Source organism: Pseudoalteromonas sp. RB2-MNA-CIBAN-0110, from assembly GCF_040309305.1.
In the GTDB taxonomy this organism is placed as follows: Bacteria; Pseudomonadota; Gammaproteobacteria; order Enterobacterales; family Alteromonadaceae; genus Pseudoalteromonas; species Pseudoalteromonas arctica.
Genome location: NZ_JBEOOQ010000047.1, coordinates 16,631 through 39,314 on the forward strand (window position 1 = coordinate 16,631; position 22,684 = coordinate 39,314).

Below are 22,684 nucleotides of genomic sequence, written 5' to 3' on the forward strand. Positions count from 1 at the left end.
ATGAGAACAGCATTAGATAAAACATTACGTGGCAAGCTTGAAAAAGCAGTAGAAAAAGCGCGTGACATTGTTGAAATCGCAGTAACAGAAGCACTCACTCGTTTAGGTATTAGTGATGGCAGCGCACCAAGTTATTTATCAGACGAAGAACGTAAGCTAAGAAACCGTTTGCGTGCCCATAGCCGCCAGTTAGGTGATGTACTCAACAAAGACTCAGGCAAGCAAGAAACGGAACTACTGATTAATGAAATGGCATACGAGCATTGGCATCGTATGCTTTTCGCTCGTTTTTTAGAGCAAAGTGACTTATTAATGTATGAACCAGGTACACCAGTATCACTTCAAGACTGTGCTGACTTGGCTGAAGAAGAGCCGGATATAAAAGATGGCTGGGAGTTGGCAGGTCGTTTAGCACAAAAAATGTTGCCGCAAATATTTCGTGCTGACTCGCCAGTGTTTGAAGTAAAGCTTTCAATTAACCATGTTAATACTCTTGAAGATCTTATTGCTAAACTTCATGAAGATACCTTTCAAGCATCCGATGCATTAGGCTGGTGTTATCAGTTTTGGCAAAACAAAAAGAAAAAACAGGTAAATGAATCTGGCGTAAAAATTGGCGCTAAAGAGCTAAGCCCGGTTACTCAGTTATTTACTGAACCTTATATGGTTAGCTTTTTACTCGATAATGCATTAGGCGCTTGGTGGGCCAAACGCCGATTATCAAAAGATGATTTACTAACCGCCACTAGTGAACAAGAACTGAGAGAACTAGCTGCTATCCCTGGTGTACCATTAGAGTACCTGCGCTTTACTAAGGCTGAAAGTAAAGATGAAGAGACAAGTGCCCACAGTCCAGAAAATGCGGCATGGTCTTTAGCCGCAGGTGATTTTGATAAATGGCCAGACGATTTAAGTGAGTTTAAAACCCTCGATCCCTGCTGTGGTTCGGGTCACTTCTTAGTGGCTAAGTTCTTAATGTTAGTACCGATCCGCATGGAACTAGAGGGGCTTACAGCTAAAGAAGCAATTGATAAAGTCATTGCTGAAAACATCCATGGCTTAGAACTTGATCAGCGCTGTGTAGAGCTAGCGGCATTTGCTTTAGCACTTGAAGCCTGGCGTTATCCAAGCGCTGGTGGTTACCGTCAATTACCAGAGTTGCAACTTGCTTGCTCAGGAATGTCGATAACAGAAGCACAGAAAGAGTGGAAAGATTTAGCTAATGATGATGAAGAACTGCAAGGTGCAATTAAGTGGATGCAACAAACTTTTCAAGATGCGCCAACTTTAGGTAGTTTGATAGATCCAACGAAAGCTCTTAGTGATGCAGTCTCGAAGCCTTGGGAAATATTACAGCGAGCGATAGTAAACAAATCGAATACAAGTACTGAAACTATAGCTACCGCTCAAGGCCTAGCAATAGCCGCTGAACTTTTAACTAGAAAATATGAGTGGGTAGTTACAAATGTACCTTATTTAAATCGCAGTAAACAAAATAAAAAACTTCAATTTTTTTGTGAAAAAAACTATGGCTTTGGTAAAGGGGATTTAGCAAATGTTTTTTTAGAAAGATGTTTAGAGCTTAATGTCGATAGCGGAATAACTCAATCAGTTATGCCTCATAACTGGTTATTCTTAGGTTCATATAGCAAGCAAAGAAAGTATCTCTTACAAAATTTTTCCTGGGGGATGCTGGCTAGATTAGGAGGAGGCGGAGAAGCTTTCAGAGATGGACCTGGAAATAAGACAAACATATCTTTATTTACATTTATTTGCGAAAAATCAGCAGATAACCATAGTTTTTTTTCTATTGATGCAGAGGGTATTAAGAAAATTGAAGATAAAGAAAAGATACTTTCTTGTGGAAAATTAGATAGTGTTCTACAAAAAGCACAATTAAGAAATCCAGATCAAAGGATTACATTTCAATTAGTACAAAATGAAAACTTACTCGCCAAAATAGCTGAGTGCTATCAAGGTATGTTGACAGGGGATAAGGATCAATTTTATCGAAAATATTGGGAAATAAATAAACTATTTCTAGATGAAGACTGGGACTTTTCTCAGACAACAAATAACACTGGAAGTATGTATGGAGGTTTAACTGACGCTATATATTGGCAGAAAGGTGTCGGGCGGCTATCAGTCTTTGCAAAAGATAATAAGCATAAATTACATGATATGCATGAATCAGGGAATAAAGCATGGGGGCGTCAAGGCGTTGCTCTAAACCAACAAGATAACCTGAAAGCTACACCTTATTTAGGTTGCAAGTATGATGGTAGTGTTAGTGTTTTATTTCCTAAAAATAAAGATTTAGTAAATTCTATTTATACCTATTGCTCTTCTCCTGACTTCTCTTTAAATGTAAGGAAGATAGATAAAAAACTGAATGTTACAAATGCCACTTTTTTAAAAGTGCCTTTTGAACAATCTATTTGGGAAAAAAACTCATATGCTATTTTTAATGGTAAATTCCCAAGTCCATTTTCTAATGATTTAAAACAATGGATCTTTCATGGTCACGCTTGTGCTTCAATAAATTGGGATGAAGAAACTAAAAGCACCACAATAGGCGAACTACGACAAGACGATACAGTTCTACAAGTCGCCGTAGCTCGCTTACTGGGTTATCGCTGGCCAGCAGAGCTTGATGATGAAATGGAACTCGCACCTGAAATGCGCGAAGTCATCGAGCAAAACAAAGTCTTTGATGATTTAGTAGATGATGATGGCATTGTTTGTATCCCTGCTATCCGTGGTGAAAAGCCCGCTGTTGATAGGTTAGAAACAATATTACATGCCGCTTACGGTGATGAATGGTCAGCGACCGTATTAAATAATTTATTAAAAACCGTTAAGTCACGCGACTTAAACTTATGGCTACGTGATAAATTCTTCGACCAACATTCTAAACTATTTCAACATCGCCCGTTTATTTGGCAAATATGGGATGGCTTACCAGATGGTTTCTCTGCCCTAGTTAATTACCATCAACTTGATTACAAAGGCTTAGAACGCCTAATTTATACCTATCTTGATGACTGGATTAGTACCCAAATTCAGCTAGAAAAAGATAGTGACGAAGGCGCTGAAATTCGTTTAGCAGCAGCTCGAAATTTAAGAGAACAACTTGAAGATATTCTGGTAGGCGAAGAAGGCCTGGATATCTTCGTACGTTGGAAGTCACTAGAAGAACAACCTATCGGTTGGAATCCAGACTTAAATGATGGTGTACGCTTAAACATACGCCCATTTATGAAAGCGAAAGATATAGGTAAAAAAGACGCTGGTATTTTACGTTCAAAACCTAATATTCACTGGAAAAAAGACCGTGGAACCGATGTCAAGTCAGCCCCTTGGTATGACTTAGGGTTAGAATACGGCGGCAAACAAGGCGACCGAATAAATGATCATCACTTAACACTGGCCGAAAAAAAAGCAGCGAGAGATAAAGTTTAATGCAATTAATAGATTACTTAATTGAACAGCTAAGAAGCTCTGCTAAATATAATTCAGCGGTGCAAGTAGCCCCTGCTGCTATTTTGTGGACTGACATTGAATGCCAGTGGCAGTCTGCTATGCCGTTTATAAAACAACATGTACCTGAGCTAATTGAGCTGGGTACTTATAACCCAGAAGACCGTATAGGCCCTGCTATATGGATTAAATGCGCGATAGCTGGAGTATTAGAAGAGTGTGAATTACCTAAAGATTCAACTCCGATAATTTATTTACCTGGTGTTGGCCGTAAAGATTTACGGGCAATAGAGCAATGCCCTGATGAATTAAGACCATTAGCAGAATTGCAATACAGAGGCTGCTGGTGGGCTTACAACTCTGCAGGTAGAGATTGGAGTGTTGGCTCATTTTTAACAAACCCGCGTGTGGGTTTAGAGCTTGATGTTGCGAAAGATAAAAAAACGCAAGAAGCCATACTCAACATTTTACCCGATTTGCTTGAAACGCCAGCTGAGCAATTAAAAGGTAAAAAGTTAGAAGCCCAAGACTTTATAAGCATTGTAATGGATGACCCAGCTAAAGATATTTTAGCTTGGTTAAATAACCCCGAAGTAAAAAAACAAGCTTGGGGCGAAAGTAAATGGCCTGTGTTTAAACAAGCTTGTATAAGCCAGTTTAATTTTGACCCTGATGCAATAAGCGATATGGGAGCTATTATCTACAGCTTATGTGAGGCTGAAGGCGAATGGCAACCTGTGTGGGAGCGATTTAAAGACACCGCACATAACCTAACCTGTTTAGTTGAAAAGCTTAAAACTATCACACCTACTGGTTTAGCGTTTGAAGCTAGCCATTTTTTATCTGAAAATATAAAAGATGAAGCTGAATTAGCAAATAAGTTAGCTGACATTATTAATATAACGCCAACCGAATTAAGGCAACAATTGACAGCCTTATTTAAATTACATGAACAGCGTAAAAACTGGTTGTGGCAAAAGCTCGATATGTCGCCTTGGCTAAATATATTAGAACAACTAGTAAGTGTTGCGCAACATACTCAAATTAATTTTACTGGCCCAAATGCTGAGGCAATGGCACAAACCTACAAAGAGCGGTTCTGGCAAGCAGATGCTGCAGCAATTAATGCTATGGCTGCTGCAACTGACTTAAACCAGGAGCAAGTAGTTACTGATATTCTGGCAGTAATTTATACCCCTTGGCTTGAAGCTGTTACGTTGAACTTTCAACGCTTAGTAAAGGACGAAGGCTACCCGGGTAAGCCAAGTAGTGCCGGTGAAATTAATGAGTCGACCGCAACGTATAACACCAACGGCCAAGCTGTATTTTTTGTTGATGGACTACGTTTTGATACTGCAAAAATGCTTGAGAATAAGCTTAGTAAATTAAACATAAATGTTAACTTAACAAGTAATTGGTGTGCCCTGCCCTCATTAACAGCAACCGCTAAGGCTGCCGTAACGCCTGTAGCCGATATTTTAAGTGGCGCACAAGAAAATGATAATTTTACTCCTCAGATAAACGACTCTGGTTCGGAGTTTAGCTCCTACCACCTGAGTAGCGCATTGGGTAAAAAGAATTGGCAGTTTTTGAAAGAGTTAGACACTGGTAACCCATCTATAAATGCATGGCTACAAACTGGCGATTTAGACAATATGGGGCATAAGCAACAGCTAAAAATGCCGCGCTATATCGATAGTATCTTAAATGATGTAGTCACCCGTATTGAAGGCTTAATAGCTGCTGGCTGGAAAAATATACGTATTGTGACCGACCACGGTTGGTTATGGGTGCCAGGTAAATTAGCTGAGGCTAGTATTCCAAAAAACCAGGTTAAAAAACGCTTAGCTCGCTGTGCTATTTTAAAAGATAACGTGAGCACTGACGAATTAAAAGTACCATGGCATTGGAACGAAAATGTCTCTGTAGCCATGGCTCCTGGCATTTCAGGTTATGTGGCTGGTGATTATTACAACCATGGTGGCTTAAGTATACAAGAGTGCTTAACCCCCGTAATTAATATAACAACACCCTAAGGTTTATTACGTGGCTACCAGACCCATATTTAGAGTGATTAAGCAGTTTCCTTATGTACAGGAAGAACTAATTGACTTTGAATGGCATAAAGGGATGGCAGCTACACAAAAGAAAAAATCTGTTCGCTCTTTGCATAACGCTGCGCATATATTGTTTAATGATTTAAATGTACTTGAGATCTCTACTAAAAGTGAGAGTACTTTGGGTGTAAGCCTAAGTGCTTTCAATTTGCTCGTTACATTAAAAAATGGTCGCGAGGTTCCACTAGAAAATATTTTTCATGCATCTAAAGTGTTTGAAAATGGCGGCCCTTTTAAAGAGCTTCTAACAATTCCGACACATGAAGTTAAACGAGATAGCCGTTTAGTTGAGAGCGGTTGTTTAATCGGCTTTTTTAGTAATGGAAAAACCTGGCCACTCACACCTAAAACTATATTTTATGATTGGATTTACATTAATGCTTTAAAATTAAACAAAGAACTACACTCTCAAATTATTCAGTATAATGCGTTTACTGATATTGAGTTTAACCCTAAAAAAAGTGTTAATTGCCAAGCTAGAGCTGCAGCTTTGTATGTTTCTTTAGTCAACAATGGCATTTTAGAACAAGTTACTCGCTCTGCTGATGAGTTTATAGCTCACTTAAGCCAAAGCATCGAAAGTTGCGCCTCCCCTGTACAAAAGGATTTATTTATTTAAATGGAAATTAATATGTTTGAAACTATGTTAAAAAAGACATTAGCCCTTTTACCCACCCCAGCTATTGCAGCTGAATTTGTAGTAAATGAATTATCATTCGCTAACAAAAGCTCTCTCCTGGTCCGTAACTTTGCTAAATCCAGTGGTGTAAAATTAAAGGCTGAGATGCCACTGTTGGAATTAGACAGCCCTAACATTCATTTTTCGACTTCAATGGCTCAAATAGGCACGCATCAAAATACTATTTCACTACGTCTTGAATTAATTGATGCCGTAATGAAGCATTTCCAATTAGGCAAGTATGGGAATATTGATGATAAAAACCTTATTAAGCAGTTTTGCAAAGAGCGTGGAATTACTACATTAATACACTTTACAAAAGTAAAAAATATTAAAAGCATTTTGGACATAGGTCTTAATAGTAAAGATTATAATAACGAAATATCTAAAGGTCATATTTACAACGATGCTAATAGGTTTGACTACAGAACTCACATGATTTCATTATCTATATCCTACCCTAACGACAAAATGTTTTATAAATACAGACAAGCACAGCCAGAAGAGAATTGGGCTGTGTTAGAAATATCTGCTAGCGTTCTGTGGGAACTTGACTGCTTATTTTGCTCCACAAATGCAGCAAGCTCTTCAGTATCATCAGCAACAGAGCAATCCCTATCAGGGAGTACTGCTTTAAAACAGCTTTTTAATGATCAACCAACAAATTTAAGAGCTTGTGACCCTACTGACTCACAAGCCGAAATTCTCGTTAATAGCCATATTCCCAAAGAATATATCCGATCAATATATTTGGATAAACCTATCGAGATATCAGTGAATACCGATTTTCAAATCAATAATACTTACTTTCACAATCGACAATATGCTCTTTCGCACTGCTTTAACTAAATCTCATTATAAGGAAATAATATGTCTCTATTTAGCTTTTTTTCAAGAATTAAAACGGACCCTAAGGCAGAAGCTCAAGGTGAGCAATACTTTCGCCAAGCGCTTCAATATCATCAATACGGCAATCAAGATGACGCTATTTTATTCTTTACAAAATCACTAGAAGTGAGCCCAAACCATTCAAACGTATATTTAAATAGAGCCGGCTGCTTTATGATTCAAGAGAGATACCTTGAAGCATATGATGATTACCTTAAAGTTATAGATATGGAGAAAAAAAGGCAATCTGTTGATGGTGATCGAGCATCTCCGATGGCCTTACAAAACATAGAGCGAATAAAGCTATTTCTAAGTTTTGAAAAACAAAATGGCGATAAAATTAGAGGACAACTAGCGAATGATGGCTTCGAACATTTTACAACTCGCTGGGCTGAAGTTTTAAGCAATACACATTTAAAAAACGATTTGAATGCTATCAAGCACTTTGTGAATGAGGAGATAAAAGAGCTTGAAGAGATGGGCGGAGTACACCAGGAGTATGCTTTAAATTGCGGTATTGATCATTCTGATTTTGTAAACGTTACAGAGAGCGGTACTACACAACAAGCTTTTGTCTTTTTTAAAGGGATACTTTGTTGCTTTAGTCGTGATCCTCAAAAGATGTTTGAAATTAGAACAACAATACTTAATAAATTGATTTCAATAAGTAACTCTTCTAAAACCGTTAATAATATTAGTAATCAGAAAGTCGTTTACGAAGGTGGAATGAGGCTAGTAGAAGCTGAAGTCGATATAATGTTTATCGTTAAAAATGGTGAGGTAATGTATGTTAATAATGAAACCTCCCATCTATATGAAATTGATAAAGATGGTGATATGAAGCTAGATGGCAGAATAGTTAATTTCACCTTTAAAGATTCAAATGAAGTTGTTGAAATATTTGTTGCATTTGATGATCAAGATTCGTACTCAATGTTTACAATGAATATGGGACGAGATGAAAGATTAAACTATGTTGCTCAAGCTATTTTCCAATTTATGGGGAAAAATAATATTACCAATGTATTTTCACCTGCAGCTCAGTATTCAAGCCAATACCACTATACATTTAAATTGTATAAGAAAAATGAAAAGCACTTTATGGTTAATAACAGTCAATCTCAAGCTTACTTGATAAGTGAGAATATATATAAAAATAATAATGCTGATGATATTAAGTCTGAGTTCTGGGAAATGACATAAGCTACTAATGTAAAACGCCATTCGGTATATAACTAAATTTAAGGGGATGTTCAGCCCCTTTATTTATGTAAATTAACCTTAGATTTGATATTTTATGACCGATGAAGAAATTACAAAAAAATCGCTAGTTAAAGCTAAGACAATCAAGAAAGCTTTTGCCAAAAACATGATTGATCATTTGCCAGAAGAAGAAAGTGCTGTATCTGTTTTTATGGCGGGCTCTCCTGGTGCAGGAAAAACAGAAACTGCTAAAAGTATTATTTCTCAATTTAAAAAAGAGCATGGAGTTGATGTTGTTCACATTGAAAATGATGAACTAAGAAAGGAGTTTGATGATTACAACGGGTTGAATTCACCTTTGTTTCAAATGCCTGCAACTATTTTAGTTGAAGCTATACATGATAGAGCTTTGAAGAAAAAAGTAAGCTTTTTGCTTGATTCAACACTATCTAGTTTTGAGAAGGCAAAATCAAATATAGAGCGCTCACTTAAAAAAGAGCGCTATGTTTTGATTATATTTGTCTACCAAGATCCAGAACAGGCCTGGTGCCTAGTTAAGGCTCGCGAAATAGTTGAAGGAAGAAGGGTTCCACCTGAGGTTTTTGTAAATCAGTTTTTAGAGTCTCAACGTGTGGTCAGCGAATTAAAAAATATTTTCAAGGATCAAATAGATATAATCTTTATGGAAAAAAACCTTGATGGAACAAAAGAAAAGCCTTACTTTAATGTAAGTGACATTGACGCTTTACTTGGCAAAAAGTATAATCCCGCATTATTAGAGCGTATAGTCGGTATAAGTAATTCAACATAAATAGGAGTATGGCATGTTGGTTCAATCTCGTGAAAAAGTTAAGTCTACGCCTTTTTCTGAATTTGTACGTAACGGTTCAGCGAAAGAAAAGAGAAAGTTTTTCGACAAAGTAATTAAAGAAACAGTAGCTGTTCAACGTGCGATGATCGAAGAATCAAAAGCTTGTAGATAGTTAACAAACAGATTTATTATGAAAGCCGTTCAAATAGAACGGCTTTTAAAATGTACTAACTTGTATTAGTTCAGATTTAAACCGCCATACGGAATAATTCTTCACAATCCTCTAATGCCTTTTGTGAGTTTAAATCACCATTTTGCGCCGCTTTCCCATACCAAAACTCCGCCTGTTTTAGGTATTTGTGATCAGATTGGTGCAATTTACCATCTGACAAGTCTACTTTATTTAAGTAAAACTTTGCTAAGTTAAATTGAGAACCAATATCATTATTTTCTGCGGCCATAGTTGTAAATGTTGTAAATGTTTCCTCTACTTCCTGGGGATAGTCTTTATTCTCATAACTATCTAAATGTAATAAAGAAGCCATAGATATAAAAGTCTGGCAATCGACACTGCCAGCAAATGCTGCTTCTCTTATGATCCTACCAAATTCATTTCCACTTTTAGTTTTTTGAAGTATCTTAAGGTCCTTATCAGTAATTTTTGATAAGTCCGTTAAATCCACTTTTTTCTTAAATATCCCAAACATCTTTTCTCCCTGTTTTGATACTGACGAACCATAATACTGAGTACTTATTACTGTTATTTAAAAAATAGACTTAAATTGAATTCTTGAAGACAACACTTCTAAGCTATCTCGCTTTTCTACTGTTAACTCAGCAGAATATTCACCACGGAGGAATAACAAAATTATAGTATCGTCTAATTCTACGTCCAGTAATTTACTAATCTCTTGTAAATCATCTTCATCCATTGAACGCTTAAATGCGTCTGCTTTTTTAGACAGATTATATATGCTAAACACACTCGCCATGACTCGCTTATCAGTCGTAGCCTCGCCACCGCCAGGGTTAACTACCTTATTAAACTCTAGTGGTTGGTTTTGGTCTAATAATGAAGTGAATTCTATTACTCTACTTTTTGCACAGCTTGGTGTGTAATCATCGTAGGTAACTCCGTTAACCCATTGCGCTTTTATCCAGTTTTGATGTTCGCCTTTCAGGGCTCTACCCTGCTTACGATGTGGGCCATCATCTTTTAACAACTCAGCCCTAATTAAAGCAATAGCCTCAAGTAATAAAGGGTTTTGTGTGTATTTTGAATAATCGTAGTCCGCTATAGCTAATTTACCTGGAACGGCTAAATAACTTTGGGTTAAATATGTTTTAGTATCATCTTTTTTTCGAGAAGAGGCGTTATATGCCTTATTTGGTAGTATTTGAACACCTCTATCAAAACCTCTTACTTCGTATTTAGCACAGATATCTTCAAAAACTGCATGTAACCCTTTGAAGTCACTTTTGTCACTATTTAATTCAAGGTGATTAAGTAAGTCGCTATAAGCTTTAATAGCATCAAGGTTCGTATAGTGTTTGGCAAGTGTATTACTGTGATAACCGCAAGCACGACCAATATTAGCCTGTACAATTGCAGCAATATTAGCAATCGTACTGTCCCAAGTATTAATAAGCGTGCTTTTCATCTCTTGACCAAAATTAATACCAGCTCTAAAGCCTGCAACAGTAATAGCGATAACTTTGTCATCGAACATAGCTGCTGCTTCATATTCACGTTTAAAATCGTCAATACTTGCTAAATCACTCTCCTCAACACCCACCAGCTTTTGGCCAATAACCATTATTTGCTCTTCAGCTATACCATTTTTTAGCAGGATATTTTTTGCTAGGTTTGCTTGGCTGCTAGGCACCCTAATTAGTGACCAGCCCGATGATTGATGCTCTTTGAACTGCCTGATAAAACGCTTACGTAGTAAAGAGTCATCACAGAAATTACGCTGGTCTTCTGTTAACTTTACTATTTGATTATTGCGGTGCATCTCCCGAATACCTAAATACTCATCACTTGTTTTATGAAAAACCAAACTAGTTTTAAAATCATGACGAAGAATCGAATCTGCACCTGCCGAATAAAGCGCGCTAAAAGGTGTGGCTGAAATAAAAGCAACTTTACAGTTTATATTTTCTTTTTCGAGATACTCAAAAACCTTGGCATACCTTACGGCCTCTGAGCCGGCTCCATAATGACACTCATCTATTATAATGAGTTTAGGTGCTTGGGCTTTAAAGCTGCTCGACATTGCGAAGTTCATATTCGTAAAATTACTCACTACAACATTATTACATTTTGCAAGATCTTGCTTGGCCTGCTCTTGTAGCGACAAATCAGCCATAGTAACTAAATAGAGAGTATCCTTTAATTTTGAGCGTTCACATATATGGGGATCTGATAAGCTCAGCCTTTGTAATGCAGCTAATGCTAATGCGATACCAGACTTCCCTGATTGCATCTCAGCGGTTATAACAACAGCACGACTACCCTGTTGAAAATGAGAAAACGCTCTCTTTGCTGCATGTTGTTGATGTTCGAAAGTATCACTAGATACTATTTTCTCTAGATACTCTCTGTGCTTTTGTGCTTGATTCATAAACTTTACTTCACTGAAAACTGTGATTCGTCACTTAAAGCACCTGATTTTTCAGGTAACTCATTATGAGTCTTTTTATCTAGTGTTCTATCTAAGTCATATTCACCGCGTTTATATAAAACAAACATAGTATCGTCATGTGGAATATCGAAATAATCACACATGTCCCACACATCCTTTTCTGTCATGATAGTTTTGGTAACTTTACGTCTTGATATGTTATAGATACTAAAAACAGTTGCAGTAACTGACTTATTTTCAGATAGCTCTCCTGAACCTGGCGCTACAACCCTATTAAACTCAACATATTCATCATTATCTAACATGCTGGTAAGCATTATAGTTCTATCTTTTTGAGGTCCATCTACGCCAGCTTTCTGGGCGTTATCATAGCTATCGCCATTAACCCACTGAGCTTTTATCCAGTTTTTCTTCTTACCGCGCATTGCCCTACTGCCTTTCACTGACGGTGCCCCATTTTTAATAAATTCTTCTCGTAATACTGAAATAGCAGCTAAAAGTAGCTTATCTTGCGTATGTTGTGAAAAGTCATAGTCTTGGTCTAATAATCTTGCTGGAACAGCTACGTAGTGATCTGTTGCGAATGTTTCAACATCACCTATGGGTCTACGTTTTTTATATTTAATTGTAAGCCCTACATCTAAACCATTTACCTGATACTCTTGACATACTTCTTCAAAAAACTCTTTTAGGCCTTCAAAATCAGATGCTGCATGCTCTGAACAATTACGTTCTAAATAATCCAATATTGCCCCGTATGCTTCAGCTGCATTACCATTAGTAAAATGCATTGAAGTATTATTCCCATGATAACCACAAGCACGTCCGACATTCGCTTGAACAACAGCAGCAACACTAGCCACAGTGCTATCCCAGGTAGAAATAAGGTTATTTTTCATTAAATTACCGAAGTTTATCCCCGCCCGGCAGCCTGCTACGGTAATAGCAACTAGCTTCTCACCAAATAACTCACTATCTTCAAATGCTTTTTTAAATCTATCGATTGTAGAGAGCTCATCTTCAGGTACTCCTGAAAGAGAATTTCCTAGTATGTAAATGTTTTCTTCATCAACACCTTCCGATATAAAATACTGCTTTGCATCCATTGCTGTACCGGCTGGAACACGAACTAATGACCAACCCATACCTTCATGTGCATTAAATTGCTGCATAAAACTTTTGCGATGAGACGAATCAACTAGAAAGTTTCTTTCGTCATCATTTAGATTATGTAGTCGGTTATTTTTTAGCATTTCACGAACACCATAATATTCGTTACTCGTTTTATGAAAAACTAACCGCGTACCAAAATCACGCCGTAAAATAGAATCTTTAAGAGCTTGGTCTGCAACTTGAGCTGACTCTTTTAGGAGCTTATCGTTATGATCTATCTCTGCTTCAGAACTTATTTCTAAAGCTTCTTCATATTCAGTTTCTGCACCATATAAAGCGCCAAAAGGTGTCGCAGAAATAAAGACGACTTTACAAGAATCATTTTCTTGCTCTAAGTAGTCAAATACAGTGCTGTAACGTATACCTGTTACGTTAGAGCCATAATGGCACTCATCAATGATGATGAGTTTCGGAGGATTGCCCTTAAAATCAGTTTCTAAAGATTTTTCAAAATTGACAAAATTACTGACCACTACATTTTTAGCAAGCCTCAAGTCATCTTCAGCTTGATCCCTTAAAGCTGTATCTGGCATTGTGACAAGGTATAAGGTGTCTTTAAGCGAGCGCTTTTGGCAAATGGTTTCATCATCTAGGCTCAAACGTTGTAGACAACATAAAGCAAGCGCGATCCCTGATTTACCAGCTTGCATTTCTGCGGCTGTAACTACGGCTCTAACATCTGCAGAAAATGCATCAAATGTTTTTGTCGCGGCATTTACTTGGTGACCATGTAATACGTTACTACTGAGGATTTCTTGGACTTTTTGGCGATGTACGTCAGCTTTATTCATAAAACTAACTCCTTGTTAAAATTATGCTGATCCGAGGTCTGTCTATTTAAAACTAACACTATTGCTTATATCCAATAGACTTTTTCTTATTCTGCCACTATTTATATTTTTAGCAAATCTAAATAAAGTAAACTATTGATATCACTTAACTAGGTTTAAAAAAGTTACATGAAATTACTAAATATAGGCAAAGTATGGTATTAAAATTTAAAATCAACGATGAGATTTATTCACAGAAAGAGGCTCGTGCACTATGCACATCACTTTTAAATAAGTATAAGGAATCTGGTACTGTAAATGATTTAAATGACTTCTTATTTTTAAAAGAGGCGTTTGAACGCCATCACTATAATCCAATAAAAAAATTACCAAGTCCAATTAAAAACATACTTGTAAAGCCTTCATCAAGCGGATCTAATTATCAATTTTGGGTTATTTTAGGGGATGGTACAGAAACACACATTGGTTATTCTAAAAAATGCTTTGTAACAGAAAAAGCAAAATATAAATTAATACATGAAGATAATGTTATTGATGCGGCCCGCCACCATATTCGATACCAACAAGATGAAGCACGTAACCATTTTAAAAATACAAATAACTTAGTTTGTGCAATTTGTACAATAGCTATTAATAAAACAGATTTGCATGCTGACCATACACCACCAAATTCGTTTAAAAATATATTTGAAGTCTGGTTAACTAACAAAGGTATAAAAATAACTGATATCGCATATATGGACTTAAATAATACTGAGCAACGTGGATTCATTGATGAAAAGCTAATTATCGATTGGTGCGAACTCCATAAAATAAAGTTCAACCCTCAACCTACGCATAGTTGGTGCAATATAGCCCAGGGTTAATATTGATATACACAAAAAGTTATAAAGTATATTGTTCTGGCTTGAAAATTAAATGGCTCATAACCTAAGTGTATGAGCCAGAGACTTAGTTACATTTGGAAGTGGTCTTCACAAACTGGGTTATCTTGCATATAGTGCACTGCGGGCTTTTCGCAAAACTCGCATTCAGTACCTTTTGGCACCGTGTTTTCATCACAGTTAGGGCAGCCTTTAAGTTTATAGTTAAACTTGTGCTTGCAAACTTCACACTCTATTAAGTCGTCTTCGCAATCAGGACAATTATCATATTCATCCAAATCGAATTTTAATTTACACTCGCTACATTCTACTAAATCGCTCATATTCCCTGCTTTATTTATTAATTCAGAGAGCAATGTACCTTTTTAAGTATATGCAGTAAAGCCACAACATTAGGCATTAATTAAGCAACTCCTTAATTAACAAAGAACCCAACTGCCTTGTATTAAATGAATTTCCGTTGCTATTTAAAATTGATATCCCTAACTCTTTAGCAATATCACGTAAGTAAGGCTTACTTGGGGTTACAAGCTCGTCATTTAAAAACACTTTTATAGTACCGTTCTCAAGCTCTACCAATTTGTAATTGTGTCATATAGCTTCTATTACGTTTAATAAAATACGTGGTTTAGCTGGTGGCTTTATTAACTTGCTCATTGCAATAAAGCTTTTACCTGTTGCTGCATTACTCATTAGTCGTTTAGCTTCTTTTACGGGCGCATCTAATAGGGTTTCAACTTGCATTTCGTCTGTATTGATTCTTAAAATAATAATACGATCGACTAAGCTTAAGGTATTAGTATTAAAGCTTATATAACCGCTTGTATGCATCCTACCAGTGTTTTTACTGATATACGATCACCAGCACTAGATACAACATCATAGCCCGCCTGATTGACCTCTGTTGCCATACGTCCATTTGTTATAAGTGCTGCGTAAAGTTCCCCAATTCTACCAGTTAAATGCCTCAGTTCTGTCGCAGGTACATCCCAGCTTAACTCTCTTTCTAGCCAGCTCATTGCTTCACCAAGTGACTGAATGAGCTGCACTTGTGTTAAAGCTATTTAATTTCTTTATTTATTTTTACTTTTCAGGTAGCTTTTCACACACCTCTAAGTTTATTGCTATAAATTCGTTCCAGCTGAATCTTTCTTTATAGTATTTATTAAACTGTAACTCTATCCTGCAAATTTCTGGTCTATTTTCGTATATATTGCAATGCTTAGTATTATCATCAAAATGCTCACAAGTACCATCACCTCTATCCAGGTAACTGGTAATAGGTGATAAATTTACGTTTGAGCAGCATTTTCCGCACTTAGTGCATGGAAACTCCATCAAAAATCAAAGCTCTGATCTGATTGCATTAATTGATCAAATTCAGCAAAGTTTTGAAATGGTAACTCACAGTCAAATCTTTCATTTAAAGAATTTAAAGCATTTATATATTGTTCTGGTTCTGCGTTATCTACCGCCAAATCCATAGCTAAAAAAGTCGAGTCAAATATATGTTTTCTTTCTGCAAAGTGTTTATTAAGTAAGCTTTGAAGTTCAGCTCTATTTTTTTGAATTTGTGGAATAGCTTCTAAACAAATAGCCCGCACTTGGTCTCTGCGCTCTTTTGATGCCTTAACGACTGCACTATCACCTAAAGCAACTAAACCAGATTGATGGATCATATTCCCAATAAAATAGCCAACCCCCGCTCCTACTAAGGCACCAACTATAGGAATTGGAATCGCTAACTGACCGAGAGCACCATAATAAAAGGATGAAGCTCCCGTTATAGCCGTATGACTTATATTTTCGGTTAATTCTTCTAATTCAATATCACCTTTTAAATAAGATACAATGTACTTACTTGTATTAACTACTCCAACAGCGATTGCAACAGGTGCAGATGATCTCGTAATGCTTTTAGCTAATTGTTCACCTAAGAAGTGTGAAGAAGAATGCGTGATTCCTTTGCTGATCGCTGTAACTGTATAACCAGTTGCAAAACCCTTTGCACTGTTAATTACTGTATTTAGAGAGGCTTCTGCAATATCTTTCTCGCCTTTTATTAGTGAATAGCCTTCTGTTAAAAAAGATATCCCTCCAGTTATACCTGCCCCAACCGCTCCTGCCTTCATACCTGATTTATGCATATCAGTAACAGCAGATTTGAATTTATAATTATTGGCAATTTTATCTGCTTGCTCTTGGTTTGTTGCATCTAATGCTTCTTGGTAGGTTGTGCCCTCTGAAGCTATATTGTCATGTTGTAATGACTTTTTTAGATTGCGGAGTGTCTGTTCATAATCTTCGGCTTTGAGCGTGCCTTTTTCTATTCTTTGTTTTAATAACTCTTTTATTTTGCTGTGTTGATCACTTGGGGCTAACCGTAACATTTCATCGTATTTTTTTTGAGATAATGCAAATGTACTTCTCGCTGCGCTATTGCAGGACTTTGCCTGTATCTCTCGAATCGTTTTTTTACCGTTAGAAATTATAATATCAACTGGATCGGTAGGTAAACCCATGCTGGCTGTGGTTTTAGCATATAAGTCACTATCTTTTTTTAAAGCATCAAAGTTAAATTTTATTGTCTCTAGTTGCTCGAACATATGACCTTGAGACTTATCAGCAGCAACATTTTTCCATTTAAATGCAAACTGAGATAGCTGCTCTGCATCGCTGAATATCCGATATGTTCGCTCTGTTATATCTTGAGTTAAATGTTGTGAATAGATCCCACCCAAAATAGACGCTGAAGAGTTTATATTATCCATAATAAGCTTATTAATTGATTCTATATTTAAAAATTCGAGGAGGTTTATCCTGCCCCCCTCGAATAACAGATTACTTAAATTGCTCTAAGTATTTATTAATTGCGTTAACAATTAATTTTATTTTTGGAGTAAGTTCAGATTGCGTGTAACTATAAAAGTTACCATTTATCATTAAATCCTGATCATCTTCATCTACTCTAATTGATTTGATTTTCTTAATCTCAATACTAAAACGATCATTATATGAGGGCCTGCCATAAATATGTGTATCCGTTATGAAGAAGCCATCTTTGGCACTACCAAAAAGAGTTGTATCAATGAGCACTAAATAGCCATAAGGCTCACTCTTATAGTCACTATCAACTTCATAGTCTTCATGTGCATACGATTTTACAGCTGCAGCTGTTTTATCTCTTAGCTTTTTACCATACGATAAAGCATATACCCACTTCTGATCGTCAATTTGGCTACTGATTTCGCGAAAATAGTGCTCTAAATCCTTTTTAGGTTCAGGCTCTTTCTTTACATCAACGTGTTCGGTGTTTGGTTCTAGGCTTGCTAAATCTGGATGTTGCCCCAAAATAACATCCGATCCAAAACTCGCAATACTACTTGATTGGGATGTTAAGCTCCCATCTTCATTAATTATTACAACTTCTAGTAAGTTCTTTATACTCTTAGCTGTAGCAGCTACCTTAAACACTAGCTTTTTTTCATTTTCTGTATAGCTTGAATAATCAATATTGCGTGCAACTAGGCCACAAAACTCTTTTAGCATAGGATTAAAGAAAGTATTTAATCGAAGAAGTACATCATTAATTTCTTCAAAACGGCAGTGAATACCATTAGTTACAGCTTCAGCTGTTTTCATTTGTTCAGCAGCTAATAGTGCTTTATCACGATTAGAATAAGCATCTATTTTTGCGCTTTCAGCTTTTGATGCGAGCATCATTCCACCAACAGCTAATACAGGTCCAGCAACTAATCCACCTAATACAACAGCACCACCTGCCATCCCATAGCCACCTGCAGCTAGCGAACCACCACCTAGCCAAGCTAAAGTAGCATTAGTAGCTGCGACACCAGTTAAAGACCCTATTGCAGTACCTGTTGATGCAGTGCCTAAAAAACCAACCCCACCATATGCTGCTAAACCGGCTAATCCACCAGTACCAAGAGCAGTAACTCCTCCAGAGAGAACATCATGTGTTGATAATACCGAATTGCTTAAGTTTTCTAAATCAGCTTTATCTACAGCTGGTAATGACTCTAAGCCTTTTATATCACTGTCATTGAAATTAATATTTTTAATTTGACTAAAGCTTTTCACGAAACTCAACAGTGAGTTCTCATATATATCGAATTTTGTTCTGCCTAAAACTAACATTGAGTTACTTGCTTGCTCGCGTTTTGCATTTAGCGAGCTTTCTGCATCATCAAATATATTTTTAGCTCTTTTATTAATGCTATCAGCCTCGTCATAGTCAGATTTTGCATCTAACCCTTTCTTAACTCCGAAGCCACCAGCTGCAATGGCAGCTCCTACTAAAATCAAAGGTAATGGCATAACTATTCCTCCATGAACATAACTGAGTCGTTCACCAAATCGAGTTGACGTCTAACCCAATTTTCCAACTCATTTAAATTTGCTTCATTTATGTTTAGTACTGAAGCTATTTCATTGATAAAAACCTTTTCTTCTTTACCGTAATCACCATCTGCATGAGCTAGTCCAATAAGCTCAAGTAACATCGAGACTTTAGCCTTTTTACTGCCAAAAACACCCTGAATTTCACTTAGATTGAAGTTTTCTAATTCAGATACACCTTCGGTACACTGTGACTTAATAAAGTTAATCAACTCCTCTTCACTTTGATCTATAACACCATCAGATAACATTAAGTCACTTGCTAACTTAAGAAGTACTTCTTGCTGAGCTTTGTTGAGGTTTTGTATAAACATCGAATTATTCCTTTATAAATTATGATGTTTTCAGACATGAGTAAGCCCATCATTAAAATTAATTAATAATTAATAAGGGCAAAACACTGAAAATGTTGATTTGTAAGCTAATACACTTCTGAAACGAGCAGGTTGCTCTGCAGTTATTACTTTTTTAGGGGGTATAAATAAAGTGTTCATCTATGAACGTCCTTGTAAAATCCTTTTTCTAAATTCAGTCTATGTCGCGATAAAAATTATGTCTAGCAATAAATTACAAACTATTGACCAACTAACGCCATTTTAAATACAAAAAATAATTGTTGGTTAGCCAAATGAATTATGGCTATTAACCTACCTTCGCTAGATGCTTTGTACCTGATATAGATAATGATCCTTGTGATGCTTTTTCTATATGATCGCTCCACCAATTCATTAGCTCTCTGCGTTTTTCTATGTATTCAGCTCTATTATAAGCAGAACGAACTTGGTTTTTATCTACATGTGCGAGTGCGGCTTCTATCACATCTGGGTTAAACTCATGCTCATTTAATGTTGTGCTGCCAAGCGAACGCAAGCCATGGCTTACTAATCTACCTTCAAACCCCATGCGTTTTAGAGCCATATTTGCTGTTTCATTATTAATATGATTTCTGGGGTTTCTGTCTGACGGAAAAACAAAGTCTCTGTGCCCTGAAATTGGTTTTATTGCCTCTAATAACTCTATAGCTTGTTGTGATAACGGTATGACATGCTCTCTGCGCTTTTTCATGCGATCAGAGGGTATAGTCCACAGTTTATTCTCAAAATCAATTTCATCCCAACGAGTACCTGCAGCTTCACCAGGGCGTGTAAGTGTATGCAACTGCCACTCAATTAAAAAGCGAGTTACTCGTTTAATTGATGCTGTGGCAAGCGTTTGCATCAACTCAGGCAGCTCTTCTGGTTTTAACGAAGGCATATTTTGTTTTTGCGGCTTTTTAAATGTTTCTTTTATTCCAGCAAGCGGATTAGCTTGAATATAACCACTATTAACTGCGTAGGTCATTACTTGGTTTAATCGTTGGCTCAAACGCTTAACTGTTTCTAGGGTACCTTTAGCCTCTAGAGGCCTTAATATTTTAATTACCTGTGGTGCATTAATTTTGCCAATTGGGTATTTACCAATAACCGGTAAAACATGGTTATTTAATGAGCGCCAAATATCTTCACCATGAGCTTGGGTAAAATCAGGCTTTTTAGCCTCATACCACTCTAAAGCGACCTTACTTAGTGTTAACTCTTCTTGTGCTCGTTTAAAAGCTAAAGTTTCATCTCTATGCTCTTTTGGGTCAGTTCCTAATGCAACCAACTCTCTGGCTTCTTGAGCTAATTTTCGTGCATTAACAATTGATATGTCGGGATACTTACCTAACCCCATATTGATACGCTTTTTTGTAATTGGATGGTAGTAATTAAAGTTCCATAGTTTAGAGCCACTCTTTCTAACTTTTACTTGTAGGCCATTACCATCTGATAAAATAAGATCTTTACCTTCAGTTTTTGCTTTTTTTAGTGCTGTATCAGTAAGTTGCTTTGTAGATCTGGCCATAACAAATTAACTCCAATTTAATTTAGTATTCCTTATTATGGCAGTTTATTAGAGGAATACCATATTGGATACTAAAGCTTTGAGCTTGGGTGAAACAGCATGGGACGAGGTGATACGCTAAGTTATTGATTTTACTTTGTTGTAGGCACAAAAAAGGACGTCATAAGACGTCCTGATATTGAATAATGGTGGAGGGAGAGGGATTCGAACCCTCGTTAGGGATAAACCTAAACACACTTTCCAGGCGTGCGCCTTCAGCCACTCAGCCATCCCTCCACAGTGCTGCAATTGTGTAATGCAACAGCGCGCTATAGTATGAAATAGACACTTAAGGTGCAAGGCATTTTTAAATATGAGCCTTTAAATGCTCACTTATCAAGCAATAGCTTATCTATAGGCACAAAAAACGGCTAAATCTAAGACCTAACCGTTTTAATTTATACTTTTAAAATTACTTAGCCATGCTCGCAGTAAATTCAAGCATGCGATTAAGCGACTTAAGTGCGCCTTCGCGTAAATCCATATCAACGAATACTTCTTTACCTTTAGGGCTTATGAGGGCTTCCTCAATCGCTTTTAAGCCATTCATTGCCATCCAAGGGCAATGTGCGCAACTTTTACATGAAGCGCCCTCACCTGCCGTTGGAGCCGCAAAAAACTCTTTATCTGGACATAGTTGCTGCATTTTATAAAAGATGCCGCGATCGGTTGCTACAATAAACTTTTTATTGTCCATTGTTTGCGCAGCTTTAATTAATTGGCTCGTAGATCCAACCGAATCGGCAAGTGCAACAATTTCTGCTGGTGACTCAGGATGAACTAATACGCCTGCATCTGGGTGCAGTGCTTTCATATCTTTTAAGGCTTTAGTTTTAAATTCGTCATGTACGATACATGCACCATTCCACATAAGCATATCAGCACCGGTATTTTTTTGAATATAACTACCAAGGTGCTTATCTGGGCCCCAAATAATTTTTTCGCCTTGCTCATCAAGGTGCTCTACTATTTCAAGTGCACATGATGAGGTTACAATCCAATCTGCACGCGCCTTAACTGCGGTAGAGGTGTTTGCATACACAACCACTTTACGGTCAGGGTGCTCATCACAAAACGCTGAGAACTCGTCTATCGGGCAACCAATATCTAGCGAACACGTCGCTTCAAGCGTTGGCATAACAACCGTTTTATTTGGCGTTAAAATTTTGGCTGTTTCGCCCATAAATTTCACGCCCGCAACGATGATCATATCTGCATCGTGACGTGCACCAAAACGTGCCATTTCTAGCGAGTCGGCAACGCAACCGCCGGTTTCTTCAGCAAGTGCTTGAATTTCAGGATCGGTATAATAATGTGCAACAAGTACTGCATTTTTATCTTTTAGTAATTGTTTTATACGCGCTTTATATTCGCCTTGCTCGTCATTTGTTAACGGTGCTGGCTTAGGGGGGAAAATATAACCTTCAGGCATAATAGTTTGAGCTAGACTCATGTTCTCGACCACTTATCTACAGTGCATTAATTAGGGCGAATTATACGAGAATATAAACACAAATAACAGCAAACTAGTAAAGCTGTTTATAAAAATTAGAATGGGAATTTAAAAAAGAATATAAAGGAAAGTATTAGAGAGTGGTGGGTCATGATGGATTTGAACCATCGACCAATTGATTAAAAGTCAACTGCTCTACCAACTGAGCTAATGACCCG

At 36.9% G+C, this 22,684-nt stretch carries 20 protein-coding genes and 2 tRNA genes; 8 read left to right on the plus strand and 14 right to left on the minus strand.

Annotation, left to right across the window (positions count from 1 at the left end):
* From AAEY68_RS18310 to AAEY68_RS18340, 7 genes are all read left to right on the plus strand, one after another.
* On the plus strand, positions 1-3,462 hold the full coding sequence (locus AAEY68_RS18310; RefSeq protein ID WP_350586647.1) for an Eco57I restriction-modification methylase domain-containing protein: 3,462 nt from the start codon (positions 1-3) through the stop codon (positions 3,460-3,462).
* Positions 3,462-5,516 (plus strand): BREX-1 system phosphatase PglZ type B, encoded by a 2,055-nt coding sequence (gene pglZ / locus AAEY68_RS18315; RefSeq protein ID WP_350586648.1) that lies wholly within the window; start codon positions 3,462-3,464, stop codon positions 5,514-5,516. Before AAEY68_RS18310 ends, pglZ begins: the two co-directional genes overlap by 1 nt.
* A 10-nt stretch (positions 5,517-5,526) precedes the next feature.
* Positions 5,527-6,216, plus strand: coding sequence for a DarT1-associated NADAR antitoxin family protein (locus AAEY68_RS18320; RefSeq protein WP_350586649.1), 690 nt, complete (start codon positions 5,527-5,529; stop codon positions 6,214-6,216).
* Between the two features lie 12 nt (positions 6,217-6,228).
* Positions 6,229-7,125: a DarT ssDNA thymidine ADP-ribosyltransferase family protein gene (locus AAEY68_RS18325; protein ID WP_350586650.1), complete on the plus strand. Its 897-nt coding sequence runs from the start codon at positions 6,229-6,231 to the stop codon at positions 7,123-7,125.
* A gap of 21 nt (positions 7,126-7,146) precedes the next feature.
* A complete protein-coding gene (locus AAEY68_RS18330; protein ID WP_350586651.1) occupies positions 7,147-8,367 on the plus strand; it encodes a tetratricopeptide repeat protein in 1,221 nt (406 codons plus the stop codon).
* A 94-nt stretch (positions 8,368-8,461) separates the two neighbouring features.
* Positions 8,462-9,178: a zeta toxin family protein gene (locus AAEY68_RS18335; RefSeq protein WP_350586652.1), complete on the plus strand. Its 717-nt coding sequence runs from the start codon at positions 8,462-8,464 to the stop codon at positions 9,176-9,178.
* Positions 9,179-9,191: 13 nt separating this feature from the next.
* Positions 9,192-9,350, plus strand: a complete 159-nt coding sequence (locus AAEY68_RS18340; protein ID WP_167378567.1) for a hypothetical protein — start codon at positions 9,192-9,194, stop codon at positions 9,348-9,350.
* A 76-nt stretch (positions 9,351-9,426) separates the two neighbouring features.
* Here the strand turns inward: AAEY68_RS18340 and AAEY68_RS18345 are convergent, their stop codons facing one another.
* The 3 genes from AAEY68_RS18345 to AAEY68_RS18355 are packed head-to-tail and all read right to left on the minus strand — an operon-like array spanning position 9,427 to position 13,787.
* Positions 9,427-9,885 (minus strand): SEL1-like repeat protein, encoded by a 459-nt coding sequence (locus AAEY68_RS18345; protein ID WP_350586653.1) that lies wholly within the window; start codon positions 9,883-9,885, stop codon positions 9,427-9,429.
* 57 nt (positions 9,886-9,942) lie between these two features.
* A complete protein-coding gene (locus tag AAEY68_RS18350) occupies positions 9,943-11,802 on the minus strand; it encodes a DEAD/DEAH box helicase family protein (protein WP_350586654.1) in 1,860 nt (619 codons plus the stop codon).
* A gap of 5 nt (positions 11,803-11,807) precedes the next feature.
* The gene (locus tag AAEY68_RS18355; protein ID WP_350586655.1) at positions 11,808-13,787 is read right to left on the minus strand and encodes a DEAD/DEAH box helicase; all 1,980 of its coding nucleotides are present in this window, start codon (positions 13,785-13,787) and stop codon (positions 11,808-11,810) included.
* 194 nt (positions 13,788-13,981) lie between these two features.
* Here AAEY68_RS18355 and AAEY68_RS18360 point away from each other — a divergent pair, with 194 nt between their 5' ends.
* Positions 13,982-14,653: a hypothetical protein gene (locus AAEY68_RS18360; protein WP_350586656.1), complete on the plus strand. Its 672-nt coding sequence runs from the start codon at positions 13,982-13,984 to the stop codon at positions 14,651-14,653.
* 89 nt (positions 14,654-14,742) lie between these two features.
* Here AAEY68_RS18360 and AAEY68_RS18365 read toward each other — a convergent pair whose 3' ends face one another.
* The 11 genes from AAEY68_RS18365 to AAEY68_RS18415 all read right to left on the minus strand — a co-directional run bounded on the left by AAEY68_RS18365 (position 14,743) and on the right by AAEY68_RS18415 (position 22,683).
* On the minus strand, positions 14,743-14,994 hold the full coding sequence (locus AAEY68_RS18365) for a hypothetical protein (RefSeq protein ID WP_350586657.1): 252 nt from the start codon (positions 14,992-14,994) through the stop codon (positions 14,743-14,745).
* 268 nt (positions 14,995-15,262) lie between these two features.
* Positions 15,263-15,502, minus strand: coding sequence for a hypothetical protein (locus AAEY68_RS18370; protein WP_350586658.1), 240 nt, complete (start codon positions 15,500-15,502; stop codon positions 15,263-15,265).
* On the minus strand, positions 15,481-15,690 hold the full coding sequence (locus tag AAEY68_RS18375) for a DUF6998 domain-containing protein (protein ID WP_350586659.1): 210 nt from the start codon (positions 15,688-15,690) through the stop codon (positions 15,481-15,483). The genes AAEY68_RS18370 and AAEY68_RS18375 overlap by 22 nt, the downstream gene beginning before the upstream one ends.
* 64 nt (positions 15,691-15,754) lie before the next feature.
* Complete coding sequence (locus tag AAEY68_RS18380; protein ID WP_350586660.1) at positions 15,755-16,009, minus strand: YkgJ family cysteine cluster protein; 255 nt, start codon at positions 16,007-16,009, stop codon at positions 15,755-15,757.
* Complete coding sequence (locus AAEY68_RS18385) at positions 16,009-17,442, minus strand: hypothetical protein (RefSeq protein WP_350586661.1); 1,434 nt, start codon at positions 17,440-17,442, stop codon at positions 16,009-16,011. Before AAEY68_RS18385 ends, AAEY68_RS18380 begins: the two co-directional genes overlap by 1 nt.
* A gap of 70 nt (positions 17,443-17,512) precedes the next feature.
* Positions 17,513-19,009, minus strand: coding sequence for a hypothetical protein (locus AAEY68_RS18390; protein ID WP_350586662.1), 1,497 nt, complete (start codon positions 19,007-19,009; stop codon positions 17,513-17,515).
* A gap of 2 nt (positions 19,010-19,011) precedes the next feature.
* Positions 19,012-19,404, minus strand: a complete 393-nt coding sequence (locus tag AAEY68_RS18395) for a TerB family tellurite resistance protein (RefSeq protein WP_350586663.1) — start codon at positions 19,402-19,404, stop codon at positions 19,012-19,014.
* Between the two features lie 328 nt (positions 19,405-19,732).
* Complete coding sequence (locus tag AAEY68_RS18400) at positions 19,733-20,974, minus strand: integrase domain-containing protein (RefSeq protein ID WP_350586664.1); 1,242 nt, start codon at positions 20,972-20,974, stop codon at positions 19,733-19,735.
* A gap of 186 nt (positions 20,975-21,160) precedes the next feature.
* Positions 21,161-21,250, minus strand: a tRNA-Ser gene (locus AAEY68_RS18405).
* A gap of 175 nt (positions 21,251-21,425) precedes the next feature.
* Positions 21,426-22,466 (minus strand): quinolinate synthase NadA, encoded by a 1,041-nt coding sequence (nadA, locus tag AAEY68_RS18410; protein WP_007580396.1) that lies wholly within the window; start codon positions 22,464-22,466, stop codon positions 21,426-21,428.
* 141 nt (positions 22,467-22,607) lie between these two features.
* A tRNA-Lys gene (locus AAEY68_RS18415) sits at positions 22,608-22,683 on the minus strand.
* Position 22,684 lies beyond the last annotated feature (1 nt).